Consider the following 7650-nt stretch of genomic DNA (forward strand, 5'->3'; position numbering starts at 1 on the left):
ACGGTCGACGCGCAGGCCCGACAGCCTTGCCGCCTCGGCATTGCCGCCGACGGCGTAGACAGCGCGCCCGTAGCGCGTGTAGCGCAGCACGATATGGCACAGGATGGCGGCCGCGGCGAAGATCAGCGCCGGCACCGGCACGGGGCCGATCAGCCCGGTGCCGAACCAGCGCATCGAGGCGTCGAAGCCCGAGATCGGGCCGCCGTTTGAGATGGTCAGCGTCAGCCCGCGAAACACCGTCAGCCCGCCCAGCGTAACGACGAAGGGCGGCACTTTCAGCCGGGTGATGACAAGCCCTTGCACCCCGCCGGCAGCAGCGCCCACAACGACGGCGGCCAAGAGTGCTGCGAACCAGCCGAATCCTTGCGTGCCGCTCGTCGACAGCGACAGCGTGTTGGCGGAGCCACCCTTGGCGACCACGGCGGCGACCATACCGCAGAAGGCGAGCAGCGAACCGACCGACAGGTCGATGCCGGCGGTGAGGATGACGAAGGTCATGCCGAGCGCGATCAGCCCGGTGATCGAGATCTGCCTTGTGATGTTGAACAGGTTGATCGGGTCCATGAAGCTCGGCTTCAGCACGGTGAAGACGATGATCAGCGCCACCAGGAACAGCAGCGGCCCGAAGCTCATCAAAAGCCGCGCGAAGTTGATGCCGCCGCGCTGATCCTGTTCCCCCGCCACGCTCATAGTGTCTCCTTGCGGTCGAGTGCCATCAGTTCCATCAGTCTTTCCTCGTTTGCCTCGACGCCCGGCATCTGGCCGGTGATGCGGCCCCGGCGCATGGTGACGATGCGGTCCGACACTGCAAGCACCTCGGGCAGCTCGGACGAAATCATCATCACCGCAATGCCGCGCGCCGCAAGCTGCACCAGGATCTGGTGCACCTCGGTCTTGGCGCCGACATCGACGCCGCGCGTCGGCTCGTCGACGATCAGCACTTTCGGATCGCGCGCCAGCCAGCGCGCCAGGATCACCTTCTGCTGGTTGCCGCCCGACAGGCCTTCGATCGCCTGCTCGGCCGAAGCCATGCGGATCGACAGCATCTTGCGAAACCCGGACAGCGCATCGCGCTCGCGCCGCTCGGCCATGAAGCCGAAACCGTTGCTGAAGCTGCCCAGCGAAGCGATGGAGAAATTCGGCAGGATGCCCAGCGCGGCAAAGATCGCCTGGTGCTTGCGGTCCTCCGGCAGCAGGCCGATGCCGAGCGCAATGGCGTCTGCGGGCGATGCCGGGGCGATCGGCTTGCCATCGAGCGTGATGGTGCCGGCCGCGATACGGTCGGCGCCGAAGATGGCGCGCGCCAGCTCGGTGCGGCCCGACCCGACAAGCCCGGCAACGCCGAGGATTTCACCGGCCTTGAGGTCGATGTCGACGCCGTCGAGCACGATGGCGTGCGGCGCTTCGGGATCGCGCACGGTGCGCAGGCCGCGCACCGACAGCACGACATCGCCGGCCACCGCGCGTTGCGCCGGCCGGGCGTAGAGCTCGGACGCCGCGCGGCCAACCATCTTCTCGATGATTTTGGGCAGGGCGATCGGTCCACCCTCACGGTCGAGATGCCCGGCCAGCCGCCCATCGCGCAGCACCGTCATGCGGTCGCAGATGGCGGAGGCTTCCTCCAGCCGGTGGGTGACGAACATGATGGCGACCTTGTCCTTGCGCAGCCGGTCCATGATCGACAGCAACCGCTGCACCTCGGTCTCGGTCAGCGCCGAGGTCGGTTCGTCCATGATGATCAGCCGGCTTTTCAGCGACAGGGCGCGGGCAATCTCGACCAGTTGCTGTTCGGCCACCGACAGCGCCGACACCGGCGTCATCGGATCGATGGAGAGGCCGACGCGGGCGATGATCGTGCGGGAGTCCTGCTCCATCCGCCTCCAACTGACCAGCCCGAGCGGACCGGTCGGCGCGCGGCCGATAAAGATGTTTTCCGCCACCGTCAGCGTCGGGATCAGGCTGAGCTCCTGGTAGATGGTGACGATGCCGAGCCGCTTGGCATCCTGCGGGCTGGATGGATGATAACCGGCACCGTCGAAAGTGATGCGGCCGCCCGACGGCGGCATGACGCCCGAGAGGATTTTCAAGAGCGTCGACTTGCCGGCCCCGTTTTCGCCGAGCAGGCCGAGGATCTCGCCGGGGCGGATATCGAGCGAGACGTCGCTGAGCGCGGTGACGCCCGAGAAATGCTTGGTGATGCCTTCGACGGCAAGCAGGATGGGTTCGGACGATGCGGCTTCAGCGGCTGGCGGCAAGGGTGGCTCCTTCCATGCAGTTGGTGTCGCCTGTCAGCGCTTGAACGCTCCCCTCTGTCCGGCAGGACAGAGGGGAGCGCTGTCCCGCCGGCTTTGCCAATCGGCCGATCCCCGCCAAACCCCTACTTCGTCTCGCCAATCCGCTCCGCCTTGTCGAGATTGTCCTTGCCTATGACGATCGGCGTCAGCAGCACCAGCTTCTCCTTCGGCTCGGTCTTGTCCTTGGCAAAGGCCACCGCGATGCGCACCGCGGTGCGCGACTGCTCGCCGGGAAACTGCTCGACGGTGCCCGCAAGCTTGCCGTCACGCACCGCGACCAGCGCTTCCGGCAGTGCATCGAAGCCGTAGATCTTGACGTCGGTGAAGTTGCGCGCGGCACAAGCCTCCATGGCGCCCAGCGCCATGTCGTCATTGGCGCAGACGATGGCGTCGGGCTTGCCGTTGGCGGCAAGGCCGGCCTCGGTCACCGACAGCGCCTCGGCGCGGGCGAAGTTGGCGGTCTGCTCGAAGACGATCTGATACTTGTCCTTCAAGGGATCGAGCACATTGTGCACGCCCTTGTTGCGGTCAATCGCCGGACCGGCGCCGGGCTGGCCCTGCAGATGGAACAGCTTGGCGCCGTTGGGGAACGCCGCCACCACGGCGTTGGCTTCCGCCTCGCCGCCCTTGACGTTATCGGCGCCGACATGGGCGAGGATGCCCTCGACTCCGTCGACACGGCGGTCGATCGTCACCACGGGAACGCCGGCCTTGACCGCTTCCTCGATGGCCGGCGCCAGCGCATTGACGTCGAGCGGGGAGATGACGATGGCGTTGACCTTCTGCACCAGGGCGGCCTCGATGTCGGCGGTCTGCTTGGTGGCCGAGTTCTGGCCGTCGCTTTCGGTCAAATTGACGCCTTGCGTGGCGGCTTCCGCCTTGATCTCGTTCAGCATGTGCACGAAGAACGGAAAGCCGAGACTGGGCACCGAGCCAAGGATGGTGAGCTTGTCCTGCGCAAACACCGAGGGCGCGGCGACCATCATGGCGCCGAAAGCCGCGGACGACAGCAGGAATTCACGTCTGTTCATGGGATCCTCCTCCACAAGAACGCACGACCCGAAAACCGGGATCGGTTTCAGGAAGGATCATGCGTCGGTTCAAAGTGTGGAGCATCCTCCCTGCGCCCGAAAACGCATGCCGCTCCAGCTGGCCGCCGCTGTAAAAAGAGCCTCCCACCGACGCCTGCGCAGGGATGCTAACCCAGCGCCAACCATTTGTGCAACCTCGATATAACAGCGCTGTTCGGCAAATTATCGGAATTGTCGGATTTCTGGATCGTGGGCATGCTTCCCAGCACAATAGACACGGCGCATCGCCTCCTGCGGCCTATTTGGCGTTGACTGACTTCCTTATTGAAAGGCCACCATTAAATGTGTATAAATACACATGGAAAAGCGCCGACATTATCCGCCTGTTGGAAGCTGATGGGTGGGTTGAAGTTGCCCGAAGGGGTAGTCATGCGCAATTCAAACACCGCGACAGGCTAGGGCGGGTCACCGTCCTCATCCCAAGCGCGATATTCCAATAGGCACCCTGCGCAGCATCGAAAAACAATCTGGACTGAAACTGAGGTGACGGCCATGAAGCAGTATATCGGACTTATCCATAAGGATGCCGACAGCGACTTCGGTGTGTCTTTCCCTGATTTCCCAGGCGTGATTACCGCAGGCAAGGATCTGGATGACGCCCGGTCCATGGCTGAAGAGGCCCTCGCCCTCCACATCGAAGGGTTGGTCGAGGATGGCGGGGCTGTTCCTGAACCCTCCAGTTTGGAGGCTGTGATGGCGGACGCCGATAATCGCGACGGTGTTGCAATCCTGGTCTCGGCCCAGACCCAGACCAGGAAAACAGTGCGTATCAACGTGACGCTTTCCGACGACATTCTCCAAAGGATCGATGCCTTTGCCGAAGCTCATGGCTATACCCGATCGGGGTTTCTCGCAAAGGCCGCTGAAAAAGTGATGGCGCTTGAAGCGGCGTGACCCGATGAAGCCGCAAATCATCTGCCATATGCTCGCATCACTCGACGGCGGCCTTCATCCAAGCCGCTACACGACAAGTCCGGACGGGACCCGGGCGGAGTGGTCGAGCCTCTACGAGCATATCCACAGTGATCTCGCGGGCGACGCCTGGATCGTCGGCCGTGTCACCATGGCCGAAATGAGCAAGGCCGGCGCGCATCCGCGGCCAATGCCGGCAAGGTCGACCGGCCCTATCATTTCGCGCAAAGGGATGCGGGCAGTTATGCCGTGGCGCTCGATGCCTCGGGCAAGCTTCATTTTTCCAAACCGGACATCGGCGGCGACCATGTCGTGGTGCTGCTTGGGCGCGACGTCGCCGACAGCCATTTGGCCGAACTCGCCGCCGACGGCGTGTCCTATATCGTGTCGGAAGCGGCGGACATCGATCTCGCGGCTGTGCTCGAGGTGCTCGGCAGCGAACTCGGCATAAGCCGGCTGCTGCTTGAGGGCGGCGCCGGCATCAACGGTTCGTTCCTTGCGGCCGGGCTCGTCGATGAACTGAGCCTTCTCGTGGCGCCCGCGATCGATGGACGCGCCGCCAACCAGGCCTTCGTCGAGTTCGGCGAGAGCGGCCTGGCGGGCAAGATGCAGTTGTCCCTGATGAGCTGCGAGGCCTTGGCGCATGGGCTCGTCCATCTGCGCTACGCCGTCACCCCTGCTTGACGTTGCTCGCTGAACGGAAATGACCGCCAACCCGGCTATCCCGGATTGGCGGCCCGCTTCTGCGCCGACGCTTCAGCCGGTCAAACGGCGTATTGCATGGCGTCGAGATCGGCGATCAGCGTCGGGCCGGTCGGATGCCAGCCCAGCCGTGCCTGGGTCAGCGCGCTGGAGGCCGGCAGATCCATCGGCGCGAACATCGCCATCCAGCCGAAATGCTCCGCCGCTCTTTCCAGCGCGATGGAAACGACCGGCAATTTCAGGCCCCGGCCAAGCGCCTCGGCGATGGCCCGCACCTCGACGCCTTCCTCGCCGACCGCGTGATAGCGTGCTCCCGGTTGCCGCTTTTCCACGGCCAGCCGGTAAAGCCGCGCCGCGTCGAGGAGATGGCCCGCGGAGAAGCGATTGCGGCCTTCGCCGACATAGGCCGAGACGCCTTTTTCACGCGCGATCTCGATGAGCGGCGTGATGAGGCCCTGCTTGACCGGGTTGTGGACCTGCGGCAGCCGCACCACCGACACGTTGACGCCGGCGTCCAGCAAGGCATTGCCGGCCAGCTCCGAGGCGATGCGCGGATTGGGATGGCTGGGGTTGAAGACGTCCTCGCTTGCCAGTTCGCCATGACCAGGGCTGCCCATGCCGACGCCGGAGGTGATCACCAGCGGCCGGTCGGAGCCGGCCAGGGCGGCGCCGAGTGCGGCGATGACGCGCTTGTCCTTTTCGCAATTTTCGGCAAACCGCGAAAAATCGTGGTCGAACGCCGTGTGGATCACAGCATCCGCCTTGGCCGCGCCGTCGCGCAGCCCCTCGGGATCTTCGAGGGTCCCCCGGTGCACCTCGGCACCAGCAGCAGCCAGCGCCTCGGCGCCGGCGTCGGAGCGGGTCACGCCGACCACCTGGTGGCCCGCCTGGATGAGTTCGGGAACCAGCGCCGAACCGATGAAACCGGTCGCGCCGGTGAGAAAGATACGCATGCAAAATCTCCTGCGCAGTTGCCTGCGTAATATTGCTGGTCTATTATTCTATTAAAGTAGTGATCTTATCATGGTATAATGGCTAACAGGATGCCCTCCAATTCCGCCGGCTCGCTGGCAGCGTTCCTCAAAGACCGGCGCACGCGGCTCGATCCGGCTTCCTTCGGCTTTTCGGGCCGCCGACGCACGCCGGGGTTGCGCCGGGAAGAGGTCGCTCAGCGCGCCAACATAAGCCCGACCTGGTACACGTGGCTGGAACAGGGCCGCGGCGGCGCGCCCTCGGCCGATGTCCTCAATCGCATCGCCAAGGGGCTGCTGCTGACCGAGGCGGAGCGCGAACATCTTTTCATGCTGGGGCTCGGGCGCCCGCCCGAGGTCCGCTACACCGGTGCCGAGGGTGTCAGCCCACGGCTGCAGCGCCTCATCGACACGCTCGATGCCAGCCCCGCCATAGTCAGGACCGCCACCTGGGATGTCGTTGCCTGGAACCGCGCCGCGCGGGTCGTGCTGACCGACTACAGCGCCCTGCCCGAGGGCGAGCGCAACATCCTGCGTTTTATGTTCCTGCGCCCCGCCATCCGCGCCAAGCAGCACGACTGGCAAAACCTGGCCCGTTTCGTGGTCGGCTCGTTCCGTGCCGATGCGGCACGCGCCGGCGCTGTCTCCGAGGTGCGCGAACTCGTCGACGAACTCTGCAGCGCTAGCCCTGAATTCGACGCGCTGTGGCGCGAAAACGACGTGCTCAGCCACGGCGACGGGACAAAGCGCCTCAAGCATCCAAAACTCGGCGATATCGAGCTGGAATATTCGGGCTTCGCGGTCGACGGCCGGCCGGATTTGAGCCTGACCGTCTACAACCCGGTCGACAGCGCCGTCGCCGACCGTATTCGCGCGCTGGCTCTCGCCCAACACCCCAAAGAGTAAGGGCCTGATAACCCGTCCGCGGGGAATGACTCCCGCCCTCAAGCGCGCTCGCAGACCGCTTTCAGAATCTGCAAGGTCGGCCCCCAGTAGAGATTGGCATGCGGACGGATCGCCGGTTCGGCAAAATCGCTGAGCGTCAGCGTCAGCAGCGTTCCCTCATCCGCCGGCGCCAGATCGAAGCTGACCACCGTGTGGTTTTCGGGCACGTCCGCCAGACGCGGGGCCGACAACGTGCTCCAGTAGCTGTAGGCGAACAGTCGCTCCGGCTCAAAAGCGCGGATGGTGCCATGGTTCTCGAACGGCATTCCGTGCAGCAGTCCGCGCATCACGATCGCGCCGCCGGCCTGCCCTTGCAGGCTGACGGTCAACTCCTCGTCGGACATCCATTGCGGGATCATTTCTGGCGTCGTCAGTATCCGCCAGACCTTGGCCGGCTCGGCACCGATGACGACGGTCTTGGTGATCGGCGCGGTAGACTCACTCATGCGAAGCAAGTTTATCGCGAATGCGGCGGCGACAATATCGCCGGTCCAAGAGTTGCGGATGCCGTCATTGCCCTTGCCCTGCGCACGATTGCAGCAGCGCGGCTTGCGAAGCGATCGTGGCCCGTGGCATCTGTCGGCTCCACCAGCGCAGACGGGCAGCATGACACCACGCCAGACACGGCAGAGCGGCAGGCAGGCGGCGCCCGGCGTCAGTCTCAACCGCGCCCTCTCAAAACTTGGCCTGTGCTCGCGCACGCAGGCGGATGTGCTGATCGCGGAGGGCCGCGTG

General features: G+C 64.8%; 7 protein-coding genes and 3 pseudogenes. 5 read left to right on the forward strand and 5 right to left on the reverse strand.

Features of this window, described 5'->3' with window-relative positions; genetic code table 11:
• The 3 genes from EOB59_RS26260 to EOB59_RS26270 form a co-directional block, all read right to left on the reverse strand.
• On the reverse strand, nucleotides 1-690 hold a 690-nt coding region (locus tag EOB59_RS26260), incomplete at its 3' end, for an ABC transporter permease (RefSeq protein ID WP_164895746.1).
• Complete coding sequence (locus EOB59_RS26265) at nucleotides 687-2255, reverse strand: sugar ABC transporter ATP-binding protein (RefSeq protein WP_128289558.1); 1569 nt, start codon at nucleotides 2253-2255, stop codon at nucleotides 687-689. The genes EOB59_RS26265 and EOB59_RS26260, both read right to left, overlap by 4 nt.
• 122 nt (nucleotides 2256-2377) lie before the next feature.
• On the reverse strand, nucleotides 2378-3325 hold the full coding sequence (locus EOB59_RS26270; protein WP_013530574.1) for a substrate-binding domain-containing protein: 948 nt from the start codon (nucleotides 3323-3325) through the stop codon (nucleotides 2378-2380).
• A gap of 344 nt (nucleotides 3326-3669) precedes the next feature.
• Here EOB59_RS26270 and EOB59_RS26275 point away from each other — a divergent pair.
• The 3 genes and pseudogenes from EOB59_RS26275 to EOB59_RS26285 all read left to right on the forward strand — a co-directional run bounded on the left by EOB59_RS26275 (nucleotide 3670) and on the right by EOB59_RS26285 (nucleotide 4981).
• Nucleotides 3670-3872 (forward strand): annotated as a pseudogene (locus EOB59_RS26275) (type II toxin-antitoxin system HicA family toxin).
• Nucleotides 3873-3877: 5 nt separating this feature from the next.
• Nucleotides 3878-4279, forward strand: coding sequence for a type II toxin-antitoxin system HicB family antitoxin (locus EOB59_RS26280; RefSeq protein WP_127322197.1), 402 nt, complete (start codon nucleotides 3878-3880; stop codon nucleotides 4277-4279).
• Nucleotides 4280-4283: 4 nt separating this feature from the next.
• Nucleotides 4284-4981 (forward strand): annotated as a pseudogene (locus EOB59_RS26285) (RibD family protein).
• A gap of 80 nt (nucleotides 4982-5061) precedes the next feature.
• Here EOB59_RS26285 and EOB59_RS26290 read toward each other — a convergent pair.
• Nucleotides 5062-5952 carry an SDR family oxidoreductase gene (locus EOB59_RS26290; protein ID WP_128289559.1) on the reverse strand — a complete coding sequence of 297 codons (891 nt, stop codon included), beginning with the start codon at nucleotides 5950-5952 and terminating at the stop codon, nucleotides 5062-5064.
• Nucleotides 5953-6042: 90 nt separating this feature from the next.
• Between EOB59_RS26290 and EOB59_RS26295 the strand changes: the two genes are divergently transcribed.
• Nucleotides 6043-6876, forward strand: coding sequence for a helix-turn-helix transcriptional regulator (locus EOB59_RS26295; RefSeq protein ID WP_164895747.1), 834 nt, complete (start codon nucleotides 6043-6045; stop codon nucleotides 6874-6876).
• Nucleotides 6877-6914: 38 nt separating this feature from the next.
• On the opposite strand, the gene EOB59_RS26300 is transcribed toward EOB59_RS26295, so the two are convergent.
• Entirely contained in the window at nucleotides 6915-7361 is a 447-nt protein-coding gene (locus EOB59_RS26300; protein WP_128289561.1) for an SRPBCC domain-containing protein, read from the reverse strand.
• Nucleotides 7362-7521: 160 nt separating this feature from the next.
• On the opposite strand from EOB59_RS26300, the pseudogene EOB59_RS36720 reads away from it, so the two are divergent.
• Nucleotides 7522-7650 (forward strand): annotated as a pseudogene (locus EOB59_RS36720) (pseudouridine synthase); the annotation flags it as partial.

The sequence above is a fragment of the Mesorhizobium sp. M7A.F.Ca.MR.176.00.0.0 genome (genome assembly GCF_004023165.1).
Lineage (GTDB): Bacteria > Pseudomonadota > Alphaproteobacteria > Rhizobiales > Rhizobiaceae > Mesorhizobium.

Bases quoted from the DNA above. Each gene is read 5' to 3' on its own strand.
- EOB59_RS26270 (WP_013530574.1), bottom strand. From the start codon at position 3,325: ATGAACAGACGTGAATTCCTGCTGTCGTCCGCGGCTTTCGGCGCCATG.
- EOB59_RS26280 (WP_127322197.1), top strand. From the start codon at position 3,878: ATGAAGCAGTATATCGGACTTATCCATAAGGATGCCGACAGCGACTTC.
- EOB59_RS26290 (WP_128289559.1), bottom strand. From the start codon at position 5,952: ATGCGTATCTTTCTCACCGGCGCGACCGGTTTCATCGGTTCGGCGCTG.
- EOB59_RS26295 (WP_164895747.1), top strand. From the start codon at position 6,043: ATGCCCTCCAATTCCGCCGGCTCGCTGGCAGCGTTCCTCAAAGACCGG.
- EOB59_RS26300 (WP_128289561.1), bottom strand. From the start codon at position 7,361: ATGAGTGAGTCTACCGCGCCGATCACCAAGACCGTCGTCATCGGTGCC.